Source organism: Undibacterium sp. Ji83W (assembly GCF_049340385.1).
Taxonomy (GTDB): Bacteria; Pseudomonadota; Gammaproteobacteria; order Burkholderiales; family Burkholderiaceae_D; genus Undibacterium.
In genome coordinates, this window is sequence record NZ_JBMPOZ010000007.1 from 197,590 (window position 1) to 214,421 (window position 16,832).

The following is a 16,832-nucleotide window of genomic DNA, read 5'->3' on the forward strand; positions in this document are numbered from 1 at the left end:
GTCGCCGTGGTCCACACATGGCCTTGCATGTGCGTCTTACTGGTATTTTTTGTTTTGGCTGGCATCTTCTTGCGCCATGCACATGTGCTGCTGAAAACGCTGTCCTGCATTACCCATAATAAATTATCCATAATGGGAAGGTTTCCAATTTTATCGAAAAAGCATAGTGCTACCCCCGTTTCTGTTTGTCAATGAAAAAGTATCTGCGTGTATCAGGAATTTATTCCGCACTGCGTCAGACGCAATGGATGTATTGCCATGCTTACGCAGCTGAAGCTTGCTGCTTTAGGGTATCGCTGGAATTTTCTTCTTCAGTCTGTAACAAGAAGTTGCGGTACCAATGCGCGCTCAGCTTTGGTGTACGTTTTTGCGTGACGAAGTCGACATACACAATGCCAAACCTACGCGAGCAACCTTCAGCCCATTCAAAGTTATCCAGCAAACTCCAGAGAAAATAGCCCTTGACCTGACAGCCCAGGCGTATCGCTTCCTTGACAGCCAGCAAGTGGCGTATCAGGTAATCCCTTCGTAATTCATCCCTGACCTGACCATCGTCGTCGAGGTAGTCATCATAGGTCGCGCCATTCTCAGTGATATACATGGCATGCGGCTGATAATCATCCTGTATGCGTTTAAGCAAACTGGTCATGCCTTCCGGGGCGATTTCCCAGCCAAAGGCAGTACGCTCAACATCTATCGCATCTACCAGGCGGGTATTCAGTGGCGAAGCGCCGGGTGCGTATTCTATGATTTCAGGGAAATAGAAATTCACACCCAGAAAATCAGTGGAAACTGCCATTGCCTGCATATCCCCCTCGTGTACCGCAGGGGCATAATCCCCCAGCGCCTGCCAGACATCCTTGGGATAGCCGCGGCCATACAGGGGATCGAGATACCAGCGATTACGCAAGCCATCATGCAAGCGAGCGGCAGCGAAGTCTTCGGGTTTGTCGCTGGCTGCGGAGATGGGATGGAGATTCAGCGCCAGGCCTATCCTGGCATCTGCGACATTGGCACGTATCACTGGCGTTGCCAGACCGTGTGACAGCAAGACGTGGTGGCAAACCTGGATTGCTGTCTTGAAGTCCTTGATGCCAGGCGCATGGATGCCGTCAGCATGGCCCAGCATGGCAGTACACCATGGTTCATTATGCGTAATCCAGTGCTTGACTCTGTCACCAAGGTGTTCTGTGATGACATCGGCAAATTCAACAAAGGCGTGCACGGTATCGCGCGACAGCCAGCCACCCTGGTCTTGCAGGTATTGTGGCAAATCCCAGTGATACAAAGTAGCCCAGGGTTGCAAGCCGCGCTCCAGCATGCCATCGACCAGACGTGAATAGAATGCCAGCCCCTCAGGATTTGGTTTGCTGTCCGGCCCGGAAAATATGCGTGGCCAGGAGATAGAAAATCGGTAGGCATTGCTACCCAGGCTTTGTGCAATATCCAGATCTTCAGGCCAGTGATGATAATGGTCAGAGGCTACCGCTCCACTGCTGCCATCACGTATGGTTCCAGGCTGTTCACAAAAACTATCCCAGATGGATGGAACGCGACCATCTATCGCTGCTGCTCCTTCTATCTGATAGGCAGAGGTTGCCGTGCCCCATAAGAAGTCGCTGTTGAAATCTGTGCGCTGTAACTGCGTAGCTAGTGACGGAACTGCATGAAGAAGATTTTTGCTCATATTTTGCTTGTTCAATCTAAAGTTGATTCAAATTAAAATTATATGGAAAGGTTTCCAATTGCAGTTAAAAAATTTTGAGTATTTGCTACTCAGAATTTTTATACGCACTTATTGCAAACTCTTTCCTGTGTCCCCACCCAGCCACTATCCACTCCAGAGATCAAGGTGGATGAGCTGACTACTCCCCCGCATGACAGGGCTATTTGCAGATAGTAGCCAGGACATCTACGACATCCATTAGCTGCAAAATCCGCGCGCACTTTGCACCAGCCTCAGTCTTAAATCACTGAGGTATCGCTATTCCCCGGCCTTACAGACTGCAGACCACTTGATTTTCAGCATTCACCATTCACAAATATTTGATACGACTATTCAGATACAGGTGGAATAACATTCAGCTTTCAATTTCATGGAAAGGTTTCCATAATTTCATAAAAAAAATGAATAGTCAAGAAAACCATTCATTCTTTTTAAACTTATTTGCGCTATTTCTACAACAGACTTTCACACCACAAATTCAAGCAGACTCAAGCAGACCCAACAAATTCTTATGCTACTTTGTCTGAATTCTAAAATAAAATAATCATCGCGATCATTAGCCAGCCTTGTTTCGCTGCTGCGCAGGTTTTGCCAGGGATGCGCGCATAGTCACCTTGATCGGATAATCACGTGTGACAGGCCTTCTTAACCCATAGCAACGGTTCAATAATTCATTCAATGCACTGAGCGTGACATCACGCCATGGAATATGCACGGAAGTCAGTGGCGGCGCAGCATAGGCTGCACTCATGGTGTCATCGTAACCGATGACGGAAACATCGTGTGGCACGGAAATACCAGCTTGCTGGAAGTAAGACAAGGCTCCCAAGGCCATTTCATCATTCGCACAAAACAGGGCGGTGAAGGGACGGCCTGACTCCAATAATTCTTTGGCGCAATTCCAGCCACCTTCAGGTGAAAAATCGCTCTCGGCTATCCACATCTTGCCTGTGTCAATTCCTGCATGGCTGAGCTCTCCAAGGAAACCGTTAATCCGTTCCACATTATCCGGCGCGGTCGATGGACCTGCGATGACGGCGATATGTTTGTGCTTGTATTCAAGCAAGGCGCGTGCAGCCATGACGCCGCCATGCACATGATCAGCAGTAAAACACTGGCCAGCGATGGTTTTTGAATCATGGTTCAAGACAACCAAGCGGTCACGCTTTTGCCCCAGGATAGAGAAGTCTTCATCCGTCAGCACATTGCTCATGACAATGAGGCCATCACAACCGCGTTCCATCAAAAACTCTATGCCTTCTACACCCTGCCGCCGTTCATCACCTATGCCTACGCCAAACGCAACCACCATATGCAAACCGGCCAGACGCAATTCGGTGTCGATGGACTGCAGGATGGGCATGTAGAAAGTACCCTTGAGCACAGGGATATACACACCTATCATCTGCGAATTGCCAGACAACAAGCTGCGCGCTGCATGAGAGGGACGGAAATCCAGTTCAGCAATCGCTTTGCGCACGCGCTCCTGCGTCTTTAAAGACACCGACCCTTTGCCGCTGACAACGCGTGAAGCCGTGCCCAATCCCACACCCGCGAGGCGGGCTACATCCTTGATGGTCGCCACTTGATTCTTTTCCATGTTTATCATCCGGCCAGTATATAAAAAATTCGTCTCGACTACCGCGAATAATATTCTTCAATCACAAACGTGACTCTGATCTGGCATCAAACAGGGATACTTTATCCGTGTTGATATCAAAACGCACCTTGTCTTCCAGCTTAAACTGTCGGTTCTCATGGTCCAGCAGGCACAATTGCAGGCTACCCATGTTCAACCATAGCAGTTGGTGATTACCCATGGGCTCAACCAGGCTGAGCTTGCCACTGTAAGCGCCATCCACCTGCAAGTGCATATGTTCAGGCCTGATACCCACAATAACTTCTTGTTCAAGCTTTTCTGTCTGAAAGACATAAGCCGACAAATCCAGGCTCATCACTTCATTACTAAACTGCGTGCCTCCATCCAGCTTGCCAGCAATAAAGTTCATGGCTGGAGCACCTAAAAACCCGGCAACAAACAAATTTTCCGGGCGCTCATATACTTCTGACGGTGTCCCCAGTTGCTGTATCTTGCCAGCCCGCATGACGACGATGCGACTAGCCAGCGTCATCGCTTCCACCTGGTCGTGCGTCACATACAGCATGGTGGAACCCAGGCTCTGATGCAGGAGCTTGAGTTCACGGCGCAATTCTGTGCGCAATTTTGCGTCCAGATTGGAGAGTGGCTCATCGAACAGGAATACCCTGGCTTCCCTGACCAGGGCACGGCCTATCGCCACTCTCTGCCTTTGTCCACCGGATAGTTGTGCAGGCTTGCGTTGCAACAAGCTTTGTAATTGCAGCATCTCAGCTACTCGCGCTATACGCTTTTGTATCTCCACTTTTGGCAGGCCATTGATGCGCAGGCCAAAAGACATATTCTTTTCCACCGTCATGGTCGGATAAAGCGCATAGGATTGAAACACCATGCCTATCTGCCTGTCACTGGGTTCGGCATGACTGACATCCTTGCCTGCGATTTCTATGCTACCTGCGGCAATATCAATCAGCCCGGCTATGCTATGCAACAGGGTCGATTTGCCACAGCCGGATGGACCCAGCAAGACCAGGAATTCGCCCTCTTCCACATCCAGATCCAGTTGATCTATGATCTTTTGCTCGCCAAGCTGTATACCCAGATTCTTGAGACTTACATATGCCATGCACTCGCCCTTAGCTTTTAATTCTTAACCCTTGACCGCACCGGCGGCAATGCCACGTACAAACCAGCGGCCTGAGATGAAATAGATAGCCAGCGGCAGCAGAGCCGTCAATATGGTTGCTGCCATATTGACGTTGTACATCCTGGTACCGGTGGTGGTGTTAATGACGTTATTCAGTTGCGCTGTCATGGGTAAATGTTCACGCCCGGCAAATACCAGACCGAGGATGTAATCATTCCATACCCCGGTCACCTGCATGATGGCGGCCACGACTATCATGGGCAGGGACATGGGCAACATCAGTTGCACAAAGATACGGAAAAATCCACCGCCGTCTATGCGTGCCGCATGAAACAATTCTTGCGGTATACCGAGATAATAATTGCGGAATAGCAAGGTCATGATGGGCATGCTGAAAATCACATGCACCATGACAATGCCAGGCAAGGTACTGAACATATTCAATGCCGCCAGCACCCGCACCAGCGGAAACATCATGACTTGCACGGGAATGAAAGCACCAGCCAGCAAGATACCAAACAAGAGTTGTGAGCCACGTGGTCGCCAGAATGACAATGCATAACCATTCAGGGCACCCAGAAAAATCGCCAGCACGGTGCTAGGCAATGTGATCGCTACAGAGTTCCAGAAACCGCTACTGATACCTTCACAGGCCACGCCTGTGCAAGCCGTGCTCCAGGCTTGCCGCCATGGTTCTATCGTCATGTGCATGGGCAGGGAAAAAATATTACCCAGACGGATTTCTTCCATGGACTTGAAAGAAGTCACCAGCATGATATACAGCGGCAGCAAGAAGAATGCTGCAGCAGTCAGCAGGAAGGCATAGATGCCTATGCGTGCCGGCGTCCATGTGCGCTTTATGTTTGCCCTCATATTTTTCCCTTGCGCGCTCTTGCATACGCATAGGGTATCAACAAGGCCAGCACGGGCAGTAACATCATGACAGCACCGGCAGATGCCAGTGCCAGGTTGGCGCGACCAAACAGGTGGTCCATGATGAATTTTGCCGGTACTTCACTGGCAGTGCCCGGGCCGCCCTGCGTCATCGCTTCGACGGCATCAAACAGTTTTACTACTGCTGTTGCCAGCAACAGGAACACAGTCGCGAAATTGGGCGCAAGCATGGGAATGATGATGGACAGATAAACCCGCCAGGCAGGTATGCCATCCATGCGCGCGGCTTTCCAGATATCCTCATCGATGCCACGCAAACCTGCCAGCAGCATTGCCATGACCAGGCCGGATGCCTGCCAGACTGTGGCAATGACGACAGTATAGATGACCATGTCCTGATCGACTATCCAGTCAAACTGAAAATCCTTGAAACCCAGTTGGCGTATGCCTTCTTGTATCCCCACACCCGGCGTCAGCATCCACTGCCACACCAGCCCAGTTGCGACGAATGACATGGCATAGGGATACAGGAAGATGGTGCGCAAGACGCCTTCACCCGTTACATTCTGGTCGATGAATACAGCAAGCAAAAAACCAATGATGACGCAGGCCAGGATAAACAGCACGCCATAGATCGCGAGATTATTCAGCGATAACAACCAGCGCTCATTGTCAAAAAGACGCTCATATTGGCTGAGGCCGACAAAATTATTGACGGGTAGGGTACGTGAACTGCTCAGTGAAATTTTCAATGTCCACAACAGCGTCGCCAGATAGCCAAATACCACCGTCAGGCTCATGGGCAACAGGGCTGCATGAGGGATGAGTTTGGTATGCAGCTTGCCTTTGAATCTGGCGCTGGGCTGAGTGGTTTGCATGAGCAAGATGGCGCTTGGTAGAGTATTAGTTTGGCACTTAGTTCTTCAATGCTGCGATGATATTCTTTTGTGCTTTTTCTACCGCCATATTGGTATTCCAATATGCCGTCAGCACATCGGTCAAAGCACCGTTCTGATCTGGCGTCAGGTAGATTTCGCCTATGCCTGCATGACGACTTTTGTCTTTCATGATTTCCAGACCCATCTGCGCACACAGATTCAATTGTGTCACATCGAGATCATTACGTACCGGAATGGAACCCTTGAGCTTATTGAATTCCAGTTGAGGGCCAGGTGCCACCACAATGCTGGCCAGCAGTTTTTGCGCCTTGACGGCTTCTGGATTTGCAGTTTTTGGAAAAACAAAAGCATCGCCCTGTATCAGGTAAGGGGCTTTTGGTCCCAGCCCAGGCATGCAGCCATATTCACGGCCAGCAACTTGTTTGGCGGCGACGAATTCACCCAAGGCCCAGTCCCCCATGATTTGCATGCCTGCCGTACCTTTGATGAGCAAGGCGGTAGTGTCATTCCAGTTGCGGCCTGGTGATGCGGTATCAACATAGGAACGCAGGCGTTTAAAACTCAGCAAGACTTTTCGAAAGGCTTCTGAATTCATGGCTGCGACATTACGGTCACGTATGACGCTCAGGTAGAGGTCCTTGCCGCCCACATTTGCCAGCATGGCCAGGAAGACAATGGTCTCTTGCCAGGCCTGGCCACCATGTGCCAGCGGTATCAGGCCTGCTGCCTTGAGTTTGTCGAGAGCAGCAAACATCTCATCAGGCGTGGCAGGTTCCTTGTCTATGCCGGCTTTTTTGAAAGCGGCTTTGGAATACCATATCCAGGTCGGCATGTGGATATTCACAGGCACGGCATAGTAATGTCCCTTGATCTTGAGAACATTGCGTATGGGTTCTGGCAGGGTCTTGTCCCAGTTCTCTTTGGCTGCGATATCGTCGACATTGTTGAGCATGTCTTGCTCGACGACGTCCTGGAATTGTCTGGAAATATTGAATTGCGCTGCGGTAGCTGGGTTACCACCTACCATGCGGTTGATCGCGACGGAACGCGCCTGGTCACCACCGGCGATGGCAGTGTCTGTCCAGATACCACCAGCTGCGCGATAGGCGTCGGCAAACTTGGCGACGGCAGCGGATTCACCACCAGATGTCCACCAATGCAAGACTTCGGCCTTTGGCCCTGCAGCATGCGCAGACATACAGGCTGCTACCAGGCTGCCCAGCAGCAGGGCACGCACTGATTTATTCGTTTTATACATTTTGTCTCCGCCTACGTTTCCACGGGTGCAGATAGCAGCTCGTGGTCTGCATTTTTTCTGCTTTCTTGTAGCAACACCTGTTACTGCATCCATGGAAACTATCGCCTCTCCTCATATCCAGTCACATCGACTGAATAGAATTGGAAACGTTCCCATAAATCCAGGCAAAATATAACACCCTGGGTTTTCCAGTGTCAACATATTGTCAATATGAAAAACAACAGGGTGATCATCCTTACTGCCTTTCATCGCATCTCTCCCCAAGATTCAGTGCGGCACCATGGCTGCACGCAATTGCGCGACGATGAGATCGACAAAACTCCTCACCTTGGCATTCGCATAGCGGCCTTCCCTGTGCAGCACATGCACAGGCAGGGAAGCAGTCTCGTATGCCTGCATGATGCGGCATAATTGTCCGTCATCAAAATATCCGCCCACCTGGTAAGACAGCAAGCGGCTGATGCCCAGGCCTGCCAGGCTGGCTTCTATGGCGGCATCATTGCTGCTGACTGTGAGACGTGGCTTGACCTTGACTGCCATATTCTGTCCTGCATGGGTAAAACGCCATTCGACCATGGGTGTGACACCCGTGGCGGCAATGATGCTATGCCTGCCTAATTCATCTGGACTGGCTGGCGTGCCATGCGCTTGCAGATAAGCGGGTGAGGCACACAATATGCGACGTATCTGACCTACCCGTATTGCCTTCATGCTGGAGTCTGGCAACTCGCCTATACGCACACCTACATCTATGCCTTCTTCCAGCAGATTCACGACACGGTCAAGGAAAAGCGCAGACACATCCATCGCCGGATAGCGCTGCAAATATTCGACGATGCCGGGCATGACAAACATTTTGCCAAACATGACGGGAGCAGTGACTGCCAGATGACCACGCGGTTCGGCATTGATGCCAGCCGTGGCTTCATCGGCAGCCTCGACATCGGCGATGATGCGGCGGGCATCCTCAAGATAACGCTGGCCTGCTTCTGTGACCCTGACAAAGCGGGTACTGCGATTGAGCAGCTTGACGCTAAGCCGTGCTTCCAGCGCTGCAATCGCGCGTGTCACTGCCGGTGGCGACATGGCCAGACGACGAGCGGCGGCGGCAAAGCCTTCTTCTTCGGCAACTGCCACAAATACAGTCATCAGATGCAGTTTATCCATGGCACTCCGGCGATTATTCCGTTATTTACAATAATTAATTGTAAATCATGGCTATTCTTCAGACAAACGATATTGCGTAAATTTGAGCATCGATAACTCAGCTCACGATATTTACTTAAGGACGAATGAAAATGGATAAGTCATTGGAAATTGCACGCCCACCCTTGCCACCCTTCACACTGGAGACGGCAATACAAAAAGTACGTATGGCAGAAGATGGCTGGAATACCCGCGACCCTGACAAGGTGGTGCTGGCCTATACGGTGGATACAGTCTGGCGCAACCGCCATGAATTCCCACAGGGACGTGAACAGGTAAGAGAATTTTTACAGCGCAAGTGGGCGGCTGAACGTGAATACCGCCTCATCAAGGAAATCTGGGCATTTAGCGAAAACCGCATTGCCGTGCGTTTTGCCTATGAGAGTTGCGATCATGAGGATAACTGGACACGTTCTTACGGCAATGAGAACTGGGAATTTGCTGACAACGGCCTCATGCACAGACGCCTTGCCAGCATCAATGATCTGCGCATCAGCGCAGATCAGCGCTTATTCCACTGGCCCCAGGGCAGGAGGCCGGATGATCATCCTGGACTGAGTGCTCTTGGTTTATAAGTCAAACCGAGATCCAGCCCGAACAGGGGCCGCAGGAAAAACACCCGGCGTATGATCTCGTAACTGAGGAAGCAAGTCGCTGCTGTCAGCGCCACCAGCAAGATGCCTTCTGGCAGGGCAGGCAAGGCCAGCGGCTTCATGCTGTGCGCCATAATGACGATGTAAGTCTGATGCAGGATATACACAGGAAACACTGCCTGCGTCAGATAGCGCCTTGCCGGGCTGTCAAAGTTCAGATACTGCTTCGCATAGCCACAGGCTGCAATAATCGCTGACCAAGCCATGCAAACCCATACGCCGCGCTGGAGCATGATGAACCACTGTGGTGTTGCATCATATTCGAAGCTGAAATAGATAATCAAAAACAACCAGCCACATGCAGCTATTCTGAGGGCCAGCCAGCGCATGCTGGCAAGCTCTTGCCAGAATGCCTGGGAATTGGCGATCAGGGCACCGAATGTAAAGATAAACAAATAGCAGGCATGGTTATACCAGTCAGCCACCAGGCCATTATTCGGCGGGTAAGAACTGAACAAACCCATACGTACCAGCGCCAGGTAAGCAACAGGCAAAACCAGGATGCGCCAACCCTTCATCTGCTTTTGCAGCCAGTTGCAGGCAGCCTGGAACCACGCAGGCTTGAAAGCCAGCCAGAACCACAGCAGCACACTATATACCCATAGGTAGGCAACAAACCACAGGTGATTCCAGGTGGGCAGATCCAGTACACCTCCCCCTATCTTGAAACCGCGATAGTGATGCACATAGAGCTGCATGAATTCGCTATAGCTGCCGGCATAGGCCAGTTTCTCCACCACTTCCAGATAAGCCTGTGGCGGCACCACGACGAACATGCCAAAGATCAGTGGCAGCAAAAGACGCAGACTGCGGCTGCGCAGGAATTTACCAGTGGCGATTTTTTCCAGCATGAAGGCAGATGCCACGCCGGAAATGAAAAACAGCAGGCTCAGACGCCAGGGGCTGGTCAGCATCATCAGCGGCTGTATCGCGCTATTGGCATGTGGACTTTTGACATGCCAGCCCCACTCCACATAGTACATGCCTACGTGATACAGGATCAGCAAGAAGAAGGCGATGATCCTTACCCAGTCGAGAAAATATAAACGCTGGGGTGGCAAACCTGAAGCACTAGCGGAATTAGTCATGGCTCTGCTCTGTTAATGAACACAGTTGATAGACTAAAAGTTAGCTCACAATGCTGCCAGATAAATGTGGCAGATTGGACTTGAGCAGGGGTGAAATGGATACTCTCAGTTTTCTAGCGAGTCAACTTAGCGATTCAGTCCCGCCATGACATCATCACGGTACTGGCGACTACAGGGCAGGTGCAAGCCATTCAGCAGCACCAGTTCTGCATCACCCTTTTGCGCTGCCAAGACCTGGGCAATCTGATCCAGCCTGACGATATGGCTGCGGTGGCAACGCACAAATCCCTCGCCCAGTTTTTCCTGCAAACCCGACAAGGTTTGCCGCATCATATGTTGTTGGGCGGTATGCACCATCACATAATTGTCTGCTGCTTCCAGCCGGATGATATCGGCGAGTTTGATGACGACGACGCGACCTTTTTCATTCAAGAGTAAATGTTGTTCTGTCTGGACTTTTTTTACACTTGCCCGCCGTTCGCTCACTCTTTGCAGGGCGCGCAAGAACCTCGCTTCATCATAAGGCTTGAGTAGATAATCTATCGCATTCGCATCAAATGCCTGCAGGGCAAACTGGTCATACGCCGTGACAAAAACGATCAGCGGTACAGGTGCGGCTAATTGACTGGCGACGGTAATACCATCCATCTCCGGCATTTGTATATCGAGGAAAACCAGATCAGGCTGCTGTTTCTGTATACACTCCAGCGCATCCTTGCCATCCCTGGCTTCTGATACGACGGCATCGGCCACATGCTCGGCCACCAGGCGTCTGAGTTTGTCCCTGGAATAGGCTTCATCATCGACGATGAGGATTTTCATGACGCTGCGACCTTGATATCAATTGGCAAGCGAAGCTCGGTCATGACACCGGAAGGTGCCAGTTCGCTTAACTGCAGACTGGCTTTGTCCTGATACAGGACTTGCAGACGCTGCTGCAAATTGCTGATACCTACACCCGAACCCTGTTGCCCCTCGTGTAAATGCCCAGCGTCATCCTGTATACGTACGACCACCTGTCCTGCTTCGCTATACGCGCTGATTTGTATGTGGGTAAGCTGGCTGCGTTTTTCCACCGTATGCTTAAAGCTGTTTTCCAGTATGGTTTGCAGGCTCATGACCGGCACTTTATTGTCCAGCACATCATCGGCGATATCCCAGTTTATTTCTACCCGGTCGACAAAGCGCAGACTCATGAGTTTGGCATAGGCTCGCAGCAGCTTCAATTCATCTGCCAGAGTGGTTTCGCTATGCTGCCCCAGATCCATGCTGGCGCGCAAGAGCGCAGCGATCTGGCTCAGGGCAGTGTCAGCCAGTTTGACATCGCTATACATTAGCGATGAAATGGTGTTGAGTACATTGAACAAAAAGTGCGGCTGCATTTGCTGCGTCAGTCTGTGCAATTGTGCGTCGCGTAACAGCGTCTGGGATTTTTCTGCGTTTTCTTTTTCTTCGAGCAAAGAAGCGTAGGCTTGCAAGCCGAAGATCACGACATAGAACATGCCAAAGAACATGAATATCTTGCTGCACTCGTAGATATAAACTGTTACCCAGCCGTCGTGATGATAGCTCAATCCCAGCAGGGCATAGACTGAATGACGCAGGCTGTACACCAACACGACAAATATAGTACTGAACAAAGGCAGCGGCTTGATTTGTTGCCAGAACCATTTGGCTGGTGTCTGCAATAAATGCCTGTCGGTCAGCTTGCGCCTTTGCAGCAAGAGCAGGAGTGTGCCGACAAGAGCAGAAGAGCTTTCCCAGAATATCGGTTCCCAGATATGTTTGCCGCCGCCTTTCAGATGATCTTGCACGGCTACCGCCACCATCAATAGCCAGAACAAGAACCAGCCCACGAAGACTGGTTTTTTGATCTTGTCCCAATACGCCAGTCCGTCCATCATTGCGCCACCAGGTTGCTGGTACCCAGCCATTTACCACTCGTGCTTAAATCGCGGGTCAGTTCCAGCACCAGTTTTTCGACTGCCATGGCTGCATTCGTCAAAGGGATATTCTTGGAAGCGCACAGGGTCACGGTGCGCGATAACTGTACATCACTGATAGGGCAGGCGCGCATTTCGCCACGTTCGATTTCTGCCAGCATGGGTGATACGGGCAAGATGGTCGCCCCCATATCAGCCATTAACGCAGATTTTAAAATCGCTATCGAGGTAATGTCGATGACATTCTCTATGTGCTTGCCCTGCTCCCTGACCACCTGCTCTATGCGTGGCCGCACACCGTGTTGTATGCTGGGTAAAATCAAGGTAGCCTGCAAGGCCTGGGCCAGCGTGATCGATTTACGCTTGCAGGCAAACTGCGAATCCATGCGCGTGATATACATCATTTCTTCTTCGACTAGCGGCTTAGTGGCGAAGCCGCCCAGTTGGCCATCATCAAACAGTATCGCCAGGTTCAAACGGCCTGAGCGTAACTGTTCGGTCAGGTTGCCGGTCAATTCTTCGGTCAATTGAAACACGATATCAGGGTAGGCGGTACGCACGGCTTTCAATAAGGGGAAGGCCAGCGCCCCAGAGGCACTTTGCGGTATACCGAGTGCCACCGTGCCGCTGGGTTTGTCTGTCGATTGTGCAACAGCCGATTTGGCATCGCTGACTTGCTTCAAAATCGCCAGCGCATGTTCATAGAATATCTTGCCAGCGTCGGTAGCTTGCATGCCTTGTGCAGAACGATGCAATAAAGTAGCACCGAGTTCCTCTTCGAGTTGCTGCAATTGCTGGGTCAATGCCGGTTGCACGATATGCAGCACACGGGCGGCGCGCGACAGCGAACCGTGATCGACGATGGCGACAAAATAACGTAGCTGGCGCAATTCCATTTTTTTATTCCACAGGCTTGATGGCCCGTCTTTCTATCGATGAAGACAGGATCAGGGAAGTCGAAGTGACGCCGCAACGCGCAAGGCTGGTGATCACCCTTTCCAGCTCGCGCACCGATGGCGCAACAACTTTGACAATCACGCAATCTTCGCCTGTTATGGCATGGCATTCAACTACTTCTGGTACTTGTTCGGCAATCTTCAAGACTGGCGTATCCGTTCCACGACTGGCGATGCGGACAAAAGCAGTGATGCCATAGCCCAGTGCCTCAGGATTGACCCTGGCATGATAGCCAGTGATGACGTTGGCCGCTTCCATGCGCTTGACCCTTTCGGTCACGGCGGGCTGGCTGAGATGGATGCGCCGCCCTATCTCGGCCAGGGTGACCCTGGCGTCGGCTTGCAAAATCTCCAGGATTTTTCCATCCATCATGTCTAATTCTATCTTCATGGGAAAAGCCTATTTTTTCGGTGATATTAAAAGGAATGTACCCGATTTACCTTTGATTATCCATTCAAAATTCAATCTCACTGACATACACTCGTTACTTGAATTTAATCTATGCCTTCTCTGCCATGCGCCATCTGCCACGTAAAGTATTATTCGCCCTGCTTACAGTCTATTTAGTCTGGGGCTCCACTTACTTTGCCATACAAGTGGCCTTGAAGGCTTTCCCGCCTTTCATGATGATAGGTACGCGCTTTCTGGTAGCGGGGGCGATCTTGTATGCCTGGCAAAAATGGCGCGGCGCAGCCACCCCGACTTTGCGTGAATGGCGTGATGGTGGCATTGTCGGCATATTGATGCTGGGTGGCGGCACTGGTTTGACGGCGGTGGCCCAGCAATATGTTTCTTCCGGCCTGACTGCGGTCTTCATTGCCTGCTCACCCATGATCTTGTCTGGCTTGTCCGGACTGTTTGGTGACTGGCCCAAGCGTCGTGAATGGACGGGCATACTCTGCGGATTTGTCGGCGCCATGCTGCTGGCATCTGACGGGCAATTCTCAGCCCAGCCTTTGGGCATACTGTTTTTGCTGGGGGCAATATTGTGCTGGGACGTGGGTTCGATTTTGTCGCAAAAGAAACTCAAGATGGCAGCCGGCGGCATGGGCTTTGCCAGTGAAATGCTGGTGGGTGGACTGTTCCTGTTCATCATCAGCCTGTTCAAGGGTGAGCAACTGACAGGTGAAGTCACTATTAATGCGGTGGCAGCCTGGGCTTATCTGGTGGTGGCTGGTTCACTACTGGCATTTACTGCCTATATGTATCTTCTGTCCAAAGTACCGGCTGGCCTGGCTGCCAGTTATGCCTATGTCAATCCCGTTATTGCGGTTGCCCTGGGTGTAGTGTTTGGTGGTGAGCATTTGTCCATGCGCGAGATGCTGGCGATGAGCATCATTCTTGGCAGCGTCATCATGATGACGAATGCGCATAAGAAGAATAAGGAACAGGCTAGCACCTGATGCTGAAGCTAAAGTTGAGAGTGAAATGGTGCTGCAATATGGCGGTACTAAAACGGTTGCAACAAGCTTAAAAGAATTCGGCAGTATCGTTGGACACTTCTATCTTCAGGTCACCACTGGATACCAGCTCATCATAAAAACACGTTCGGTTACGGCCATTGGTTTTAGCGAAATACAGGGCCTGGTCAGCCCGCCCAACGATGGCGACGGCGGGTTCAAACGGGTCTATACGGGCATAGCCTATGCTGATGGTCACCGTACCAACTTGAGGGAAGTGGTGCTGTTCCACATTCTGCCGGAAACGCTCGAATATGGTATTGGCATCTTCTTGCGAAGTAGAGCGTAGCAAAATGACGAACTCTTCGCCACCAAAGCGGAACAACCTGTCTGAAGGACGGAAAGAACTGCGCAAGAGGTTGGCGATCAGGATCAGGACTTCGTCGCCATATAAATGTCCAAACTGGTCATTCACACGTTTGAAGTGGTCTATATCCAGCACGGCCAACCAGTGCTGGCGCTCTGGTTCATGGCTACGGCGCTCTTCTTCGGCCCGCTCAGCTTCGGTGCTGGCACGCTGTTGCAAGGCGCTGCTGCGCAATACCTTGGAAAAATTGTCATCAAAAGTCTTGCGGTTAAGCAAACCTGTCAGTGAGTCGCGCTCACTATAATCAAGCAGGTTCTGGAAGTTGCGATAGACAATCAGCATGCCATTGACGACTTCCATGGCGGTCGTCGTGTAATTGGCAGGTTTATAGATTTCCAGGCAAGTATGCAGTTTGTCATTAATCCAGATAGGCAGCCAAATGATTTTGCCACCTTCTATGGATTGCTCTATGACTTGCTGCTTGAGTGCAATGCCCTCTTTCAACTGAGGATAGAGTTCTATTGAATCATGGGATCCAGGGGATGTCTGGGTTTCGTCAGCAATAGCGACTGTGTCGTCTTCTATGCTGATATGCGGTTTGATAAAGACTTGCTGACCAACAGAAACCACATCCAATACCCGCGCCGATTCCGCGTTGGTCAATTGACGCAGCGCAGTAATTACTGAAATATTCAGTAAGTCATGATCGCGATGCCCGGTAATTTCTACCAGGTGTTTAATGATTGATTCCATGCCCTGTATTCCTGCATCTTCCTGCCGATTCCAGCCGACCATTGCATAAATTACCAGTACAAACTCGCCAGCAGCAATTCGACAGACGTGACCGCCGTGCGCAAATTGCCCTTATACAATAGTATAACAAGTCAGGGCTGGCTTTACCTGATATTCTGCAAACAATTCATACAGAGACATATTTTTACAAAATTGCACTTATTATCAGTTGAAACTCATTTTCAATCAGGTGTGGGATTCATAGAGATACCGAACTAAAGTAATATAAGCAAAACCCATTTCAATCACATTTCTGCCGGAGTGTAGCCATGAATCGTCTACGAATCAATTCCTGCATTTCCACTCTGGTCAGCCTGGTCTGTATAGCAGCCAGCCAGCTCGTGGCTGGTGCAGCACATGCCAATTCGGTAATCCAGGTCACGGATAGCAGCGGCCAACCGGTTCAGGATGCCGTTGTCTATGCAGAACTTGCCGGTAGTCCACAAATTGCCAAATCAGCCACTGCTGAAATCCAGCAAAAAGACAAAAAATTCATGCCTTTTGTGACGGTGGTGCAAACCGGAACCTCGATTTCCTTTCCCAACAATGACACTGTCAGGCATCACGCTTATTCGTTTTCGCCAGCCAAACCCTTTGAATTGAAGCTGTACTCTGGCAAACCTGCGGCACCCGTCATATTTGATAAATCAGGTACCGTCATCGTCGGTTGCAATATCCACGATCAGATGGTCGCCTACATACATATTGTAGATACCCCGTATTTTGCCAAGACTGATGCGAGTGGTGCTGCCCGGCTGCCGGCCATTCCTGCCGGGAAATATGTTTTGAAAACCTGGCACCCAAAGCAGCCTGCTTCGGCTCCGGTACAGGAGCAAAATATACAAATCGACAGCAATGGCCCCAACCTGACTGTAAAATTAAATTACAAGGCTGGCTAATTACAA

16 protein-coding genes are annotated in these 16,832 nt (G+C 50.8%); 3 read left to right on the forward strand and 13 right to left on the reverse strand.

Going from position 1 to position 16,832, the window contains the following annotated elements:
• Window positions 1-262 precede the first annotated feature (262 nt).
• From ACO0LD_RS14155 to ACO0LD_RS14185, 7 genes are all read right to left on the reverse strand, one after another.
• Window positions 263-1,687 (reverse strand): GH1 family beta-glucosidase, encoded by a 1,425-nt coding sequence (locus ACO0LD_RS14155; protein ID WP_423007823.1) that lies wholly within the window; start codon window positions 1,685-1,687, stop codon window positions 263-265.
• 595 nt (window positions 1,688-2,282) lie between these two features.
• The gene (locus ACO0LD_RS14160; protein ID WP_423007966.1) at window positions 2,283-3,311 is read right to left on the reverse strand and encodes a LacI family DNA-binding transcriptional regulator; all 1,029 of its coding nucleotides are present in this window, start codon (window positions 3,309-3,311) and stop codon (window positions 2,283-2,285) included.
• A 76-nt stretch (window positions 3,312-3,387) separates the two neighbouring features.
• A complete protein-coding gene (locus ACO0LD_RS14165) occupies window positions 3,388-4,449 on the reverse strand; it encodes an ABC transporter ATP-binding protein (RefSeq protein ID WP_423007825.1) in 1,062 nt (353 codons plus the stop codon).
• Between the two features lie 24 nt (window positions 4,450-4,473).
• Window positions 4,474-5,343 (reverse strand): carbohydrate ABC transporter permease, encoded by an 870-nt coding sequence (locus ACO0LD_RS14170; protein WP_423007827.1) that lies wholly within the window; start codon window positions 5,341-5,343, stop codon window positions 4,474-4,476.
• Complete coding sequence (locus ACO0LD_RS14175; protein WP_423007968.1) at window positions 5,340-6,164, reverse strand: carbohydrate ABC transporter permease; 825 nt, start codon at window positions 6,162-6,164, stop codon at window positions 5,340-5,342. The genes ACO0LD_RS14170 and ACO0LD_RS14175 overlap by 4 nt, the downstream gene beginning before the upstream one ends.
• Window positions 6,165-6,279: 115 nt before the next feature.
• A complete protein-coding gene (locus ACO0LD_RS14180) occupies window positions 6,280-7,521 on the reverse strand; it encodes an ABC transporter substrate-binding protein (RefSeq protein WP_423007829.1) in 1,242 nt (413 codons plus the stop codon).
• Between the two features lie 267 nt (window positions 7,522-7,788).
• Window positions 7,789-8,688 carry a LysR substrate-binding domain-containing protein gene (locus ACO0LD_RS14185; protein ID WP_423007831.1) on the reverse strand — a complete coding sequence of 300 codons (900 nt, stop codon included), beginning with the start codon at window positions 8,686-8,688 and terminating at the stop codon, window positions 7,789-7,791.
• Window positions 8,689-8,819: 131 nt separating this feature from the next.
• Between ACO0LD_RS14185 and ACO0LD_RS14190 the strand changes: the two genes are divergently transcribed.
• Window positions 8,820-9,302, forward strand: coding sequence for a DUF1348 family protein (locus ACO0LD_RS14190; protein WP_423007833.1), 483 nt, complete (start codon window positions 8,820-8,822; stop codon window positions 9,300-9,302).
• On the opposite strand, the gene ACO0LD_RS14195 is transcribed toward ACO0LD_RS14190, so the two are convergent.
• The 5 genes from ACO0LD_RS14195 to ACO0LD_RS14215 all read right to left on the reverse strand — a co-directional run bounded on the left by ACO0LD_RS14195 (window position 9,272) and on the right by ACO0LD_RS14215 (window position 13,758).
• Window positions 9,272-10,468 (reverse strand): acyltransferase family protein, encoded by a 1,197-nt coding sequence (locus ACO0LD_RS14195; protein WP_423007835.1) that lies wholly within the window; start codon window positions 10,466-10,468, stop codon window positions 9,272-9,274. The two genes, ACO0LD_RS14190 and ACO0LD_RS14195, sit on opposite strands and share 31 nt — an antisense overlap.
• A gap of 126 nt (window positions 10,469-10,594) precedes the next feature.
• On the reverse strand, window positions 10,595-11,290 hold the full coding sequence (locus tag ACO0LD_RS14200) for a LytR/AlgR family response regulator transcription factor (RefSeq protein WP_423007837.1): 696 nt from the start codon (window positions 11,288-11,290) through the stop codon (window positions 10,595-10,597).
• On the reverse strand, window positions 11,287-12,402 hold the full coding sequence (locus ACO0LD_RS14205) for a sensor histidine kinase (protein ID WP_423007839.1): 1,116 nt from the start codon (window positions 12,400-12,402) through the stop codon (window positions 11,287-11,289). The genes ACO0LD_RS14200 and ACO0LD_RS14205 overlap by 4 nt, the downstream gene beginning before the upstream one ends.
• Window positions 12,369-13,307 carry a LysR substrate-binding domain-containing protein gene (locus ACO0LD_RS14210; RefSeq protein WP_423007841.1) on the reverse strand — a complete coding sequence of 313 codons (939 nt, stop codon included), beginning with the start codon at window positions 13,305-13,307 and terminating at the stop codon, window positions 12,369-12,371. Before ACO0LD_RS14210 ends, ACO0LD_RS14205 begins: the two co-directional genes overlap by 34 nt.
• A gap of 4 nt (window positions 13,308-13,311) precedes the next feature.
• Window positions 13,312-13,758: an Lrp/AsnC family transcriptional regulator gene (locus ACO0LD_RS14215; RefSeq protein WP_423007843.1), complete on the reverse strand. Its 447-nt coding sequence runs from the start codon at window positions 13,756-13,758 to the stop codon at window positions 13,312-13,314.
• Window positions 13,759-13,856: 98 nt separating this feature from the next.
• On the opposite strand from ACO0LD_RS14215, the gene yedA reads away from it, so the two are divergent.
• Window positions 13,857-14,771, forward strand: a complete 915-nt coding sequence (gene yedA / locus ACO0LD_RS14220; protein WP_423007845.1) for a drug/metabolite exporter YedA — start codon at window positions 13,857-13,859, stop codon at window positions 14,769-14,771.
• A gap of 67 nt (window positions 14,772-14,838) precedes the next feature.
• Here yedA and ACO0LD_RS14225 read toward each other — a convergent pair whose 3' ends face one another.
• Window positions 14,839-15,888: a GGDEF domain-containing protein gene (locus ACO0LD_RS14225; RefSeq protein WP_423007847.1), complete on the reverse strand. Its 1,050-nt coding sequence runs from the start codon at window positions 15,886-15,888 to the stop codon at window positions 14,839-14,841.
• Between the two features lie 308 nt (window positions 15,889-16,196).
• On the opposite strand from ACO0LD_RS14225, the gene ACO0LD_RS14230 reads away from it, so the two are divergent.
• A complete protein-coding gene (locus ACO0LD_RS14230; protein WP_423007849.1) occupies window positions 16,197-16,826 on the forward strand; it encodes a methylamine utilization protein in 630 nt (209 codons plus the stop codon).
• The last annotated feature ends 6 nt before the right edge of the window (window positions 16,827-16,832 follow it).